The following is a 13,194-nucleotide window of genomic DNA, read 5'->3' on the forward strand; positions in this document are numbered from 1 at the left end:
TCAGTAGAGGTTGGTGGTCAGCGCCTGCACGACCGGGCCGAGCAGCAGCGCGGGGAAGAACGTCAGGGCGCCGACCAGCACGATCACCCCGATCAGCAGCACCACGAAGGTCGGGCTGTCGGTTCGCAGCGTCCCGGGACCGGCCGGCGCGACCCGCTTGCGGGCCATCGAGCCGGCGATCGCCAGCACGACGAGGATCGGGAAGAAGCGCACGAAGAGCATCGAGAGCCCGCCGAGCAGGTCGGCGAAGGTGATCCCGAAGGCCCCGTCGTTGTTGCCGTTCGGCTGCACGTAGCCGGTGTAGCCCGCGAACGCCGAGCCGTTGTTGTTGCCCTGCGAGAGGTAGGCGTAGAGGCTCTCGGAGAACGACTGCGGGCCGCTGGAGAAGATCGAGGCCTTGCCGTGGTCGGTGGCGACCGCGAGCGCGGTGGTCGTCAGGACCGCGAACGGCATGTAGAGGGCGCCGAGCATCGCGAGCTTGATCTCGCGCGCCTCGATCTTCTTGCCGTGCAGCTCGGGCGTGCGGCCGACCATCAGCCCGCCGATGAAGACGGCGAGGATGACGAACAGCAGCATCCCGTAGAGGCCCGAGCCGACCCCGCCGAAGATCACCTCGCTGGTCCCGAGCCCGACCATCGGCACCAGCGACCCGAGCCCGGTCAGCGACTCGAAGGCCGAGTTGACGGCGCCGGTCGAGGTGGCCGTGGTGACGGTGTCGAAGAGCGCGCTGCCGGCGCTGCCGAAGCGCTGCTCCTTGCCCTCGAGGTTGCCGCCGGAGGAGCCGTCGAAGGCGCCGGTGTGGATCCCCGCGGCGTGCTGGGCGACCGATCCGTGGCCCTCGGCGAGGGTGATCACCACCGCCAGCGCGACGAACAGCGCCAGCATCGCGCCGAGGATCGCCCAGCCCTGGCGGCGGTTGCCGATCATCCGCCCGTAGGTGCCGGTCAGCGCGGCGGGGATCGCCAGCACCAGCAGCATCTCGACCAGGTTCGCGATCGCCGTCGGGTTCTCGAACGGCATCGCCGAGTTGACGTTGAAGAAGCCGCCGCCGTTGGTCCCCAGCAGCTTGATCGACTCCTGCGAGGCGACCGGGCCGAGGGCCAGCGTCTGCTCGCCGCCGGTCAGCGTGTGGGCGACGACCGGGCCGCCGAGGGTCTGCAGCACGCCCTGGGTGACGAGCAGCAGCGCCCCGAGGGTGGCGATCGGCAGCAGCACGTAGACCACGCAGCGGACCAGGTCGACCCAGAAGTTGCCGAGGCCGCTCGCGGAGCCGTCGCCGCGCCGGGCGAGGCCGCGGACGACCGCGATCAGGACGCAGATGCCGACCGCCGCCGAGACGAAGTTCTGGACCGTCAGCCCGGCCATCTGGGAGAAGTACGAGAGCGTCGTCTCGCCCGCGTAGTACTGCCAGTTGGTGTTGGTGACGAACGACGAGGCGGTGTTGAAGCTCAGGTCCCACGAGCCCGACGAGAGGTCGGTCGGGTTCCAGGGGTGCAGGCCCTGGGTCCGCAGCACCAGGTAGAGCAGCAGCCACGACGCGAGCGAGAAGAGCAGCACGCTGCGCGCGTACTGCTTCCAGTTCTGGTCGGCGGCCGCTGCCGATCCGGTCCGCAGCACCCGCAGCAGCCCCCGCTCGAGCGGCCCGAGCAGCGGGGAGAGGAAGACCCGCTCGCCCGCGAAGACGCGGGCCATGTAGTCGCCCAGCGGCCGGACGATCGCGACCACGATCGCCAGCAGCAGGACGAGCTGGAGCCAGCCGCTCATCTACAGCGCCTCCCCGCGCAGGAGGGCGAAGAGCAGGTAGGCCGCGACGACGAGCGCGCCGATCAGGCCGGCCAGGTCGGCACCGCTCATACGCGATCGAGTCCTTCCAGCAGCAGGAGCATCGACGCGAAGAACGCGACCGCGATGCCGACGGCGAGGAGATCCATGCGACCAGCGTGCGCCCGCGGCCGTCAAGCCGGTGTGGGGAGCGGCGGGCCGCCATCAAGATCGTGTGAAGAGCCCCCGGCCGCGCGCTGTTTGCGACCGCGGCGGTAGCAAGCGGCGCGCGGCCCGGGGTATCCCCTCCGACCGCTCAGGCCACCAGCCGGTAGCCGACGCCGGTCTCGGTCCGGATCAGGCGCGGGACGCCGTCGCCGGCCGGCCGCTCGATCTTGCGGCGCAGGTTGGCGATGTGCGTCCGCAGGGTGGCGGTGTCGTCGGCGTAGGCGGCGCCCCAGACCTCGAGCAGCAGCGCCTGGTGGGTGAGCAGCTTGCCGCGGTGGCGGACCAGCGTCCGCAGCAGGCCGAACTCGATCTTCGTCAGGTGGATCTCGTCGCCGTCGCGGGTCACCCGGTGACCGGCCACGTCGACCTCGAGGTCGCCGACGCGGACCACCGGCTCCTCGCCCGCCGGGGCCGCCCGCCGCAGCAGCGCCTGCAGCCGCGCCAGCAGCTCGCGGGGGCCGAACGGCTTCGTCACGTAGTCGTCGGCGCCGGCCTCCAGCGCCCGCACCTTCTGGTCCTCCTCGTCGACCGCCGAGAGCACCAGGATCGGCAGCGACGACCACTCGCGGAGCCCGCGGCAGACGTCGACGCCGGTCCCGTCGGGCAGCATCAGGTCGACGATCGCCGCGTCCGGCCCGTGCAGCGCCGCCAGGTCGAGCGCCTCCTCGACCCCGCCGGCGGCGACGGTCGTGAAGCCGGCGTCGCGCAGCAGCACCCGCAGCGCGCGGACGATCTGGCGCTCGTCGTCGACCACCAGCACGACGTTGCCGTCGGCGCTCACGGCTGCGGGTCCTCGGCGGGCACGGCGACATCCTCGCGGGTCGCGTCGGCGGCCGCGTCCGGCGGCAGCTCGAGCACGAACGCCGCCCCCTGGCCGGGGTAGCTCTCGGCCCGCAGCGTGCCGCCGTTGGCCTCGGCGAAGCCGCGCGCGATCGCCAGTCCCAGCCCCGAGCCGGCGCCGCCCGCCCCGCGCCCGCGCTGGAAGGGCCGGAAGATCGCGTCCAGCTGGGCGCGCTCGATACCCGGCCCGCGGTCGACCACCCGCACCACCGCCCGGCCGCGGCGGCCGGCCACCCGCACCAGCACCGGCGCCTCGTCGCCGCCGCCGTGGAGGAAGGCGTTCTCCAGCAGGTTGGCGATCGCCCGCACCAGCTGGACCGGGTCGACGCGGACCGTCGGCGGCGGGTGCTCGACCTCGAGCGTGACCCGCGCCGCGCGGCCCCCGACCGCCTCCAGCGCGTCGCGGACCAGGTCGTCGAGCGGCACCGCCTGCCGCTGCGGCTCGGCCGCCCCGGCCTCCAGCCGCGAGAGGTCGAGCAGCTTGTCGATCATCGCCGCCAGCCGCGCGGTGCCCTCCTCGATCCCGGTCGCCAGCTCGCGCCGCTCGTCCTCCTCCAGCGACGGCGAGCCGAGCGCGGCGGCGGCGGTCCCGATCTGGGTCAGCGGCGTCCGCAGGTCGTGGCTGACCGTCCGCAGCAGGGTCGTCTTGACCTCGTCGCTGCGGCGCACGGTCTCGGCGGCGACGGCGTCGTCGGCCAGCCGCTCGCGCTCGATCCCGGCCGCCAGCAGCGCCCCCAGCGCCGGCACGATCCGCTCCCGCAGCGGCGCCTCGCGACCGGCCGGAAGCGGCTCGTCGAGCGTCAGCCAGCCGACGGTCCCGGTCGGCCCGTCGAGCGCCACCGCCGGCCCGCCGCGGCCGGCCGGGGCGGCACCGCCGACGGCGATCCGGGTGCCGGTCCCGAGGTGCGCCCGCAGCCGCTCGGCGGCCACCGGCAGCGAGGCCGCGACCCGGTCGGCGCCGAGCACCGCCCGCGCCAGGTCGGCGATCAGGTCGGCCTCGCGCTGGGCCCGCTGGGCGTGGCGGGCCTGGCGGCGGCCGGCCTCGGCGATCCGCGCCCCGACCACCGCCACCACCAGCAGCACCGCGACCGCCGCCCAGTGACGGCTGTCGGCGAGCGTGAAGCGGTGGATCGGCGGCAGCAGGAACCAGTTGTAGGCCAGCATCGACGCGACCGCGGTCGCGATCCCCAGCCGGACCCCGGAGCGGACGGCCACCAGCAGCACCGGCAGCACGTAGAGGACGCCGAGCGAGACGACCGGCGCGGCGCCCTTCAGCAGCTCGATCGCGAGCGTGGCGGCGGCGATCCCGGCGACGGCGACGAGGCCGTCCTGCCACCACGGCCGCGCGTCGGTCACGGCCGATCCGGGGTCACGACCGCCGTTCGAGCTGCGACGCGCACTGGGCGGTCAGCTGCTCGAACGTCGGCGCGGCCACCGGCAGCGGCGTCGCGGCGGCCGGTCGCAGCCCGTCGAGCACGATCCCCAGGTACCGCTTCCACAGCTCGGGCGCGATCGCGCTGCCGGCCGTGCACTGGCTGGTGGCGCCGCCGACCGCGCTGAGCAGGAACGGCAGATCCTCGGCCTGGAGGTCGTCGCGCAGCAGCCCGGCGGCCTGGCCGCGGACGACCAGCTGCCGCATCTGCGCCATCCGCTCCTCGTTGCGGCGCTGGAGCGACGGCTCGCGGAACAGCTCCGGGCCGAGCGAGTCGAGGAAGCTGCGGTCGCGGGCCTGGATCTCGGCGCAGACGGTCAGCACGTGGACCAGGCCCTCCCAGGCGTCGTCCATCGTGTCGGCCTGCTCGATCGCGTCCTGGATGTCGTCGAAGCCCTGCTCGAGCGTCGCCAGCAGCAGGTCGTGCTTGGTCGGGAAGTGGCGGAAGAGCGTGCCGGCCCCGACCCCGGCGCGGCGCGCGATCTCGGCGACGCTGGCGTCCGCGCCCTCCTCGGCGAAGACCTCGGTGGCGGCGGCGAGCACGCGCTGGCGGTTGCGACGAGCGTCCGCCCGCAACGGCTTGGCCGCCTCCGCGGGGTCCGCGGCGGCGTCGGAGACGCGATCCGCCGTGATGCTGCTCATGAACCGATGCTAGTCGAACGCATGCGCGGGCGAGCGCGGCGGAGGGTCGGCGCTGCCGCGCGCCGACCCTCCGGTCCGGCGCCTCAGGCGGCCTCGGGGGCCGTGGCGCCGGCGGGCTCGCCCTCTCCCGCGTGGGCGTGGGCGTGGCCCGCCGCCGGCTCGTCCCGCAGGACGAGGAAGGCGGCGGCGATCGCCAGCACCACGATCCCCGCGGCGATCAGGTAGGCGACGTGGAAGCCCGAGTTGAGGGCCTCGAGCCGGCTGGCGCCCTCGGCGACCTGGCTGGTCGTGCGCTCGGCGGCGAAGGTCGCCAGCACCGACAGCGCGATCGCGCCGCCGACCTGCATCGACGTGTTCACCAGCCCGGACGCGATCCCCGAGTCCTCGGGGGTGGCGCCCGACATCGCCAGCGACATGATCGACGGGAAGCTGAGGCCGGCGCCGAAGCCGAGCAGCACCATCGACGGCAGGATGTCGCCGACGTAGCTGCCGTCGACCGACGAGCGCAGGAACAGCAGCACGCCGCCGGTGATCAGGCCGAGGCCGCCGATCAGCGTCGTCCGCGGACCGAAGCGCTCCGACACCGGTTGCGCGACCCGCGTCGAGACGGTCCCGATCAGGACGGTCAGGGGCAGGAAGGCGAGGCCGATCTCGATCGGGCTGTAGCCGAGCACCTCGCCGGCGTAGCGGGCGCCGAAGAAGAAGACGCTGAACATGCCGGAGAGCACGCCGAGCAGCACCAGGTTGGCGCCGGTGACGTTGCGCGAGCGGAAGATCCGCAGCGGCAGCAGCGGGTGGGCGATCTTCGCCTGGCGGACCACGAAGCCCGTCAGCAGCACCAGCGCGACGGCGAACAGGATCAGCGTCTGGGCCGAGCCCCAGCCCTCGCGCTCGACGCCGACGATCGCGTAGACGCCGACCATCAGGCCGCTGGTCAGCATCAGCGCGCCGGGCACGTCGACCTTGTTCTCCTTCAGCCCCAGGCCGGGACGGTCGGGGACCAGCCGCAGCGCCAGCAGCACCGTCGCCACGCCGATCGGCAGGTTGACCATGAAGATCCAGTGCCAGCTGAGGATGTCGGTCAGCACGCCGCCGAGCAGCAGGCCGAGCGAGCCGCCGGCCGAGGCGACGAACGAGTAGACCCCGATCGCCTCGCCCTGGACCTTGGGCTCCTGGAACATCGTGATGATCATCCCCAGGATCACCGACGAGCCGAGCGCACCGCCGACGCCCTGCAGGAAGCGGGCGCCGATCAGCATCTCCTGGCTCTCGGCCAGGCCGCAGAGGACCGAGGCGACGGTGAAGAGGCCCATCCCCCAGAGGAACATCTTCCGCTGGCCGATCAGGTCGCCGATCCGGCCGGACAGCATCAGCAGTCCGCCGAACGGGATCAGGTAGGCGTTGAGAACCCAGGTCAGGTTGCTGTCGGAGAAGTCGAGGCTGGACTTCAGGACCGGCAGCGCCGTGTTCACGATCGTCCCGTCGAGGACGATCATCAGCATCCCCAGGCAGAGGACGTAGAGCGCGATCCAGTCGCGTCGTTGCTTGGCGGTTCGGGTACTCATCGTGCGGTCTCCCAGGCGGGGTCGGGACGGAGGCGGGACGTGGTGCGGCGGACGGGACCGACGGGCGCCGTGACAAGCGGAGCGATCGATCCGGTTGAGAACCGTAGCACAACCGGAGCGGCCGATCCGTTTCCTCCCGGAGAAGCGGATCGAACGCTCCGGTTCACGGTAGCGCGGAGCGCCGCCCGGTCCCCGGTGGGGGCGCGGGCCCGCGGGCGGTTCGAGTCCTCCACCGCTCGGCGGGCGGCCCGCCACGGGCGCGCGCTACCGTGGCGGGCGTGCTGGCGCTGCTCTACGACGTGCACGGCAACCTGGCCGCGCTCGACGCCGTGCTGGAGGACGCGCGCGCCCAGGGCGCCGACGAGTGGCTGATCGGCGGCGACATGACCGCCTTCGGCGGCTGGCCGGAGGAGACCCTCGCCCGCCTGCGCGAGCTGACCCCCGCCCGCTGGCTGCGCGGCAACCACGAGCGGTGGGCGATCGAGGGCGACGCCGTCCCCGAGGCCCCGCTGGCCCGCGCCGGCGAGGCCGCCACCCACCTGGCGCTCGACGAGCCGACGATCACCGAGCTCTACGCGCTGCCGCTCTTCCAGCCGCTGCCGGGCGGCGGCGAGGCCTGGCACGCGTCGCCGCGCTCCGACGTCGACGGCTTCCTGCCGACGCCGGGGCCCGACGACGGCGCGCTGCTCGAGGGCCGGACGCCGCCGCTGCTGGTCGTCGGCCACACCCACCTGCCGATCCGGCGCGAGGTCCGGCGGCCGGACGGCGGCACCACGCTGGTGGTCAACCCCGGCAGCGTCGGGATGCCGTTCGACGGCGACCCGCGCGCCGCCTACGCGCTGCTCCACGAGGACGGCTCGGTCGAGCACCGGCGGGTGGCCTACGACAGCGAGCGCGCCGGCGACCGCCAGGCCGAGCGCTGGGGCGACGCCAAGTGGGCGGCGGTGGTGGCGGACACGCTCCGCAGCGGCCGCCCCGCGCCCTGGCCCGACACCGACACGATCCCGGTCGTCCCGCCCGCCGACCGCGAGGAGCCCGCATGACCGATCCCTCCGTCGAGCTGGTCGCGACCGTCGGCCCGCTCGACCACACCATCGCCCTGCTGCGGGAGCTGCTGCACGTCGCGCGCGCCAACCAGGCGATCGCGGTGATGGCGCCGGGCGCCGGCCGCCACGACCTGGTCGAGCCGGCGATCGTCGACGTCGAGCGGCTGAACCCGATCGAGGTCACGATCGGCGAGCGGGTCGTCCACCTGCCGCACGCGATCGAGCTCGGCGACGACCACGACCCGGTCGTCGTGCCGCCGCTGCCCGAGTTCAAGCCGCTGCCGCCGTTCGACGCCGACCCCGAGACCGGTGACGTCGCCGCCCCGCTCGGCGGCGTCGAGCACTACGTCGCCGCGACCCGCGAGGCGGCGGCGCTGCTCGGCGGACCCGACGACGTGCTCCAGCTGCGCTGGGACACCGCGCGGCCGGACGTCGACTTCTCCGTCACCGTGCGGGCCGACGACCGCGAGCCGGTCGTGCTCGGCGTCGGCGACGAGACCTTCCCGATGCCGCCGGGCTGGCCCGAGGTCGTCACCACCAACCTGACCGACCGCGAGGGCTGACGGGGCGGCCGACGTCGGGCAGGGTGGTTCTGCCATCATGCCCCGTCTATGGCCCGACCCTCTCGATCTCCTCGCGGCCGCCGGTCGCCGAAGGGCGGCACCCGGCGTGCCCCCAAGCTCACCAAGGAGCAGATCGCGCAGATCGACCACCTGCACGTGGACGCTCTGCGCCTGCTGGTGACCGAGAAGGGCAAGATCCGCTCGCGTCGCGCGACCGGCCTCAACGCCCGCGACCAGGCCCACGCCGCTCGCGCCGTGAAGCAGGCGCGCGAGCTGGCGCTGCTCCCCTACCCGCACCCGCGCATGATCGCCATGCCCGGTCGTGAGGACCGGGGCGAGGAGCGGCCCGAGCGTGGTGGCCGCGGCGGTGGCCGCGGTCGCGATCGCGACGAGTAGCTCGCCCTTCTTGGCCCGGCCGCCGTTGGCGGCCGCTCCATCGGAGAGCCCGGCCTGGCCGGGCTCTTTGCGTTCTGGGGGCGTCGTTGGGGCTGGGCTCGTGGGCGCGCTTCTGGCTTGGTCTGGGTGGTCCGCTTCGGGTGGGGGCCGCTGCGGGCCGCTTGCGGCCTCGGGGCCGGGTTGGCCGGTGGGGCGTGGTCGGTGGTGGGCCGCAAATGCTGCGGCCCGCAGCGACCCCCACCCTTCGCTGGCTTGGCGACTGGGGCCGCCGCCGGTCGATCCCTTCGCGGGCTCGGTCGCTGAGATGGGCCCGGCGGGGGTTCGGCACCGCATGGGTGGCTTCGGCGGTTGGGGATGTCGGAGCGCTGCTGGGGTGATGGGGAGACCGCGGCGCCGGCGCTCTGGGTGAGCAGGCGTGGGTGGAGCGGGTTGGTTGGTGTCGCGGCCGGGTCGGTGGGCGTGACGGGAGCGTGGCCCGCCCACGGCTTGCTCTCTCCCCCCGCATCGCGCCACGGCTCCCCTCTGCCCACCACCGAGCGCTCCACCAACGAACCGGTCGCCCAGCCGCGGCGGGCGGGGCCGCGCGAGATCGCAGCATTTGCGGCCCACCACCGACCACGCCCCACCGGCAGACCCCGCCCCGCGGCCGCAAGCGATCGAGGGCGGCCGCGCCCGCCGCCCCCAGCCCGACCTCTCCAGCTGAGACAAAACGCCACGACCGACGACCGACGAGCAGAGACGTGACACCATCGGCCCCCGTGTTCGGCAGCGCATCCTCTCTTCTCGGCTCCTGGATCCTCGCCCAGGCCGGCTCCGGGTCGTCCGGGTTCTCCGGCGGCGGCGGCTTCTCCGGCGGCGGGGGCAGCAGCAGCTCGTTCTCCTCCGGCGGCTCCGGCAGCGGGTCGCTGAGCGGCGGCGCGGTGCTGGTGATCGTGATCCTGGTGCTCGTCTTCGTCGGGGTGCCCGCGATCTGGCGCTGGATGACCCGCGAGCGACGGGCCGCCGCCCGCGCCGCGCGCGACGCCGAGGTCCGCGCCGCCTCGGCCGTCGCCGCCGACGACGACGCCGCCTTCGACCAGGAGCGGCTGACGAAGGACGCCGCCGCGCTGGTGCTCGCCGCCCAGGCCGCCTGGGACGCGCGCGACCGCGATCGGATCCGGCAGCTGATCGGCGGCGACCTGCTGGCCGAGTGGCTGCGGCGGCTGGACGACTTCGACGCCAAGCGCTGGCACAACCGGGTCGTGGTCACCGGCCGGCCCGAGATCCGCCTGATCTCGATCGTCAACCGGGCGCAGGACGAGGCCGACCGGGCCGTCGTCCACGTCGAGCTGGCGATCGAGAGCTGGGTCGACACGCCCAACGGCAAGCAGTACCCGACCGGCCAGACCGGGCCGGCGATGACGCTCTCCGAGTACTGGACCCTGGCCAAGCGCGACGGCGGCTGGATCCTGGTCTCGATCGAGCAGGAGGCCGAGGGCGCCCACCACCTCCGCTCGCCGCTCGTCCTGACCCCCGACCAGGACCCGGAGCTGGCCGCGGCCGCCCGCACCGAGCTGGCCGTCGCCGACGCGACCGCGCCGGCCAGCGAGGTCGCCGGGCTGGTCTCGACCGGGCTCAGCGACGACGCCCGCGGCGCCGCCCTCGACCTGGCGCTGGTCGACGACCGCTTCAGCCCCGACCTGCTGACGATCGCCGTCGACCGCGCCGTCGCCGCCTGGGCCGAGGCGATCGACGGCGCCGACGACGGGCTCCAGCGGCGCGCCAGCCCCGAGGCGGTCCGGACCCTGCTCTACGGCGCCGACGCCAGCGAGGCCACCCGCACCGTCGTCCGCGGCCCGCACGCCGAGCGGGTCACGATCGAGCGCGTCGCCGGCGCCGGCGCGGACGCCGCGGCGACGATGGAGGTCGCCGTCGACTACCGCGCCCGCTGGTACCGCGAGGACCGCGCCACCGCCGCCGTGCTGGAGGGCGCCAAGGACCGCGAGACCACCCGCCGCGCCCGCTGGACCTTCCGCCTGACCGACGACGCCCAGGACCCCTGGCAGCTCGTCGCCGTCGACGATTAGGCCGGTCGCGGCCGCTCCGGTCCGCCCGCTGTCACGTTCCTGTCGCCGAGCGTCCGGAACGTCGCACGCGGCGGGTAGGCCCGGGCCTACCGCCCGGTCCCGGCCTCAGTGGGTCTTGACCAGCTGGCGGTCGGGGTCGATCCCCCACCGCCGCGCGGCCTGCAGCTGGAGGTCGCCGATCGGCCACTGGTCGGGCTGCTCCTCGCCCGCGAAGCCGGGCGCGGCGCCCTTCAGCGCCATGCAGCCGCTGTTGTCGCCGATCGCGGTGATCCGGTCGAGCTCGGCCGCCGACAGCCGCGGCTCGGCGGTCAGCGCGTCCAGCTCCGCCCGCTGCTCGACGATCGAACGGGCGCCGTCGCCGATCTCCTGGATCAGGGTCGGCACCACGCAGGCGACCGCCGGCTGGGCCAGCGTCCACTGGGCCGCGACCTGGAACGGGGTCATCCGGTGGCCGCGGCCGATCTCGGCCAGCTTCTCGACCAGCGGCAGGCCGCGCTCGATCCAGCCCGCAGGACGGTGACGGCGGTGGTCGTACTCGACCAGCGGGGTGTCCTCGCGCAGGTCGCCCCAGAAGAGCCCGCCGTAGTCGGTCACCCGCGTCAGCACCCGCACGTCGTGCTGCTCGCAGGCCGGCAGCACCAGCCCGGCCGGCCACGGCTCGAGCGGGCCGAGGATCAGCATCGCCCAGTCGATCTCCTCGCCGAAGCGGTCGAGGCAGGTGAGCAGGTCGAGCGTGAAGCCGTTGGCCGGGCCCGGGGCGACGCCGATCGCGTCGGCCAGGCCCTGGTCGCGGAGGTCGACCAGCGCGTCCCAGACGACCTCGGACGTGTAGCCGATCCGGTCGGGGTTGTGCAGCAGCAGCAGGTCGAAGCGGTCGGTCCCGCACCGCTCCAGGCTCCGCTCGGTGGCCGCGCGCAGGTAGTCGGCGTAGCCCTCGGGCCCGCGCAGGGCCGGATCGGTGAAGCGCGGGAAGCCCTTCGGCCCGCGTCGCTCGCCGTCGTAGAAGTCATGGCCGATCGCGCCGACCAGCCGCACGTCGCGCCGCGGCAGGTCGGCGATCGCGCGGCCGACGATCGCGTCCGCCTCGCCCGCGCCGTAGACGTCGGCGGTGATCACCGTCTTCAGCCGTCCGCCCGGCCGCAGCAGCGCGACGAGCGCGTCGTCGTCGAGCGGCTGCCCGTAGTGCATGAACCGTCCGCCGCTCCAGGCGCCGAGCGCCGCGTGTCCCAGATCGACCATCACCAGAGCGTACGGCGGCGCTCGACGCGGCGTCGGGCCGAGCCGCCGTACGCCGGCTGTGACGTTCTGGTCCGTGGGCGACCGGAACGTCGCAGCGGGCGCCAGGCCGCGGGCACCGCACCCTGCGCCCGCCGCTATCGTCCCCGGCCGTGACGAGCGAGACCCCGGCCTGGCGCCGCCCGTTCCTGGCCGGCGACGGCATCCGCGGCTACGGGATGCTGGCGGTCTTCCTGGCCCACGTCGTCTTCGCCGAGCAGACCTACAGCGGCTTCGGCTGGACCGACATGCCGGGCCGCAACCCGGCCGTCTCGTTCGGCGAGTACGGGTCGTACGGGATCCTCTCGGTCGGCCACACCGGGCTCGACCTGTTCCTGGCCCTCTCCGCCTACCTGCTCAGCCGGCCGTTCATGGCCTGGGCCGCGAGCCGCGGCAAGCGACCCGGCGTCGGCCGCTTCGTGATCCGCCGCGCGCTGCGGATCCTGCCCGGCTACTGGGTCGTCTGCGGGCTGGTGATCGCCTGGCTGGTGGTCCTGCGCGACGCCCCGATCGAGTGGGGCAAGGCGCTGCCGACGCTGGTCCTCGGCCACGACTACCAGTGGGGCTGGGCGGTCGCGCTGGAGCAGGCGTGGTCGGTGCGGGTCGAGGCGCTCTTCTACCTGCTGCTGCCGCTGCTGGGCGCGATCTGGTGGGCGGCCGGGCGGTTCGGCGGCCTGGCCGGCGCCCGCGCGGCGATCCTGCTGACCGCGGCGGCGGCGATCGCCTACCCGCTGGTCGAGTCGACCCGTCCCGGCGACGTCGGCATCAGCGGCAACCTGTGGCTGTTCGCCCCCGGCCTGCTGGCGGCGCTGGTCGAGTCCTGCGACCGCACCCGCGGCTGGCTGGCCGCCCGCCGCGCACCGCTGACGCTGGCCGCCGGCGCGCTCGGGCTGGCGCTGCTGCTGGCGGCGATGCCGGTCTCGTTCTCGGTCGGCAAGTCGGTGCTGGAGGGCCCGGAGACGGCGCTCGACGCCGCCCGCACCCAGTTCCTCGTCCAGCTGCCGATGCAGGCGATCGGCTGCGCGCTGGTGATGATCGCGCTGCTGGCCCGCGAGTGGCAGGGCGCGCGGCCGCCGGTCGGCCTCGGGTCGGCCGCGATCCGGTGGCTCGGCGCCCGCTCCTACAGCTTCTACCTGACCCACTACGCGGTGATCGGGGCGCTGCTGCCGCGGGTCCTGCCCGACGCCAAGGGCGGCTTCGGCTACGTCGGCCTGGCCGTCGCGGCGTTCGTGGTCACGCTGGCGATGGCGGCGGTGCTGTTCCGGGTCGTCGAGCTGCCGGCGATGCGACTGGCGGCGCGGCTGACCCACTCGCGGCCGCCCGGCCCGCTCTCGGTCCCCGGCGGCGGTCCGGCCGAGGCCTCCCGGTAACCTCGCCGCC

General features: G+C 74.6%; 11 protein-coding genes. 5 read left to right on the forward strand and 6 right to left on the reverse strand.

Annotation, left to right across the window (positions count from 1 at the left end; all coding sequences use genetic code 11):
* The 5 genes from kdpA to SH587_RS11810 all read right to left on the reverse strand — a co-directional run bounded on the left by kdpA (position 1) and on the right by SH587_RS11810 (position 6,468).
* On the reverse strand, positions 1–1,764 hold the full coding sequence (kdpA, locus tag SH587_RS11790) for a potassium-transporting ATPase subunit KdpA (RefSeq protein WP_320670810.1): 1,764 nt from the start codon (positions 1,762–1,764) through the stop codon (positions 1–3).
* A gap of 313 nt (positions 1,765–2,077) precedes the next feature.
* A complete protein-coding gene (locus SH587_RS11795) occupies positions 2,078–2,770 on the reverse strand; it encodes a response regulator (protein ID WP_320670811.1) in 693 nt (230 codons plus the stop codon).
* Complete coding sequence (locus SH587_RS11800; RefSeq protein WP_320670812.1) at positions 2,767–4,185, reverse strand: sensor histidine kinase; 1,419 nt, start codon at positions 4,183–4,185, stop codon at positions 2,767–2,769. Before SH587_RS11800 ends, SH587_RS11795 begins: the two co-directional genes overlap by 4 nt.
* A 13-nt stretch (positions 4,186–4,198) precedes the next feature.
* Positions 4,199–4,903: a TetR/AcrR family transcriptional regulator gene (locus SH587_RS11805; RefSeq protein WP_320670813.1), complete on the reverse strand. Its 705-nt coding sequence runs from the start codon at positions 4,901–4,903 to the stop codon at positions 4,199–4,201.
* Between the two features lie 83 nt (positions 4,904–4,986).
* Complete coding sequence (locus SH587_RS11810) at positions 4,987–6,468, reverse strand: MFS transporter (RefSeq protein WP_320670814.1); 1,482 nt, start codon at positions 6,466–6,468, stop codon at positions 4,987–4,989.
* Positions 6,469–6,746: 278 nt separating this feature from the next.
* Here SH587_RS11810 and SH587_RS11815 point away from each other — a divergent pair, with 278 nt between their 5' ends.
* The 4 genes from SH587_RS11815 to SH587_RS11830 all read left to right on the forward strand — a co-directional run bounded on the left by SH587_RS11815 (position 6,747) and on the right by SH587_RS11830 (position 10,539).
* Positions 6,747–7,511 carry a metallophosphoesterase family protein gene (locus SH587_RS11815; RefSeq protein ID WP_320670815.1) on the forward strand — a complete coding sequence of 255 codons (765 nt, stop codon included), beginning with the start codon at positions 6,747–6,749 and terminating at the stop codon, positions 7,509–7,511.
* Complete coding sequence (locus SH587_RS11820) at positions 7,508–8,077, forward strand: hypothetical protein (RefSeq protein ID WP_320670816.1); 570 nt, start codon at positions 7,508–7,510, stop codon at positions 8,075–8,077. The genes SH587_RS11815 and SH587_RS11820 overlap by 4 nt, the downstream gene beginning before the upstream one ends.
* A gap of 48 nt (positions 8,078–8,125) precedes the next feature.
* Entirely contained in the window at positions 8,126–8,473 is a 348-nt protein-coding gene (gene rpsR / locus SH587_RS11825) for a 30S ribosomal protein S18 (protein WP_375341759.1), read from the forward strand.
* A 758-nt stretch (positions 8,474–9,231) separates the two neighbouring features.
* Entirely contained in the window at positions 9,232–10,539 is a 1,308-nt protein-coding gene (locus SH587_RS11830) for a TIM44-like domain-containing protein (RefSeq protein WP_320670817.1), read from the forward strand.
* Positions 10,540–10,644: 105 nt separating this feature from the next.
* On the opposite strand, the gene SH587_RS11835 is transcribed toward SH587_RS11830, so the two are convergent.
* Positions 10,645–11,778: an aldo/keto reductase gene (locus SH587_RS11835; RefSeq protein ID WP_320670818.1), complete on the reverse strand. Its 1,134-nt coding sequence runs from the start codon at positions 11,776–11,778 to the stop codon at positions 10,645–10,647.
* 149 nt (positions 11,779–11,927) lie between these two features.
* Between SH587_RS11835 and SH587_RS11840 the strand changes: the two genes are divergently transcribed.
* Complete coding sequence (locus tag SH587_RS11840) at positions 11,928–13,184, forward strand: acyltransferase family protein (protein WP_320670819.1); 1,257 nt, start codon at positions 11,928–11,930, stop codon at positions 13,182–13,184.
* Positions 13,185–13,194 lie beyond the last annotated feature (10 nt).

Source organism: Patulibacter defluvii (assembly GCF_034096925.1).
Lineage (GTDB): Bacteria > Actinomycetota > Thermoleophilia > Solirubrobacterales > Solirubrobacteraceae > Patulibacter > Patulibacter defluvii.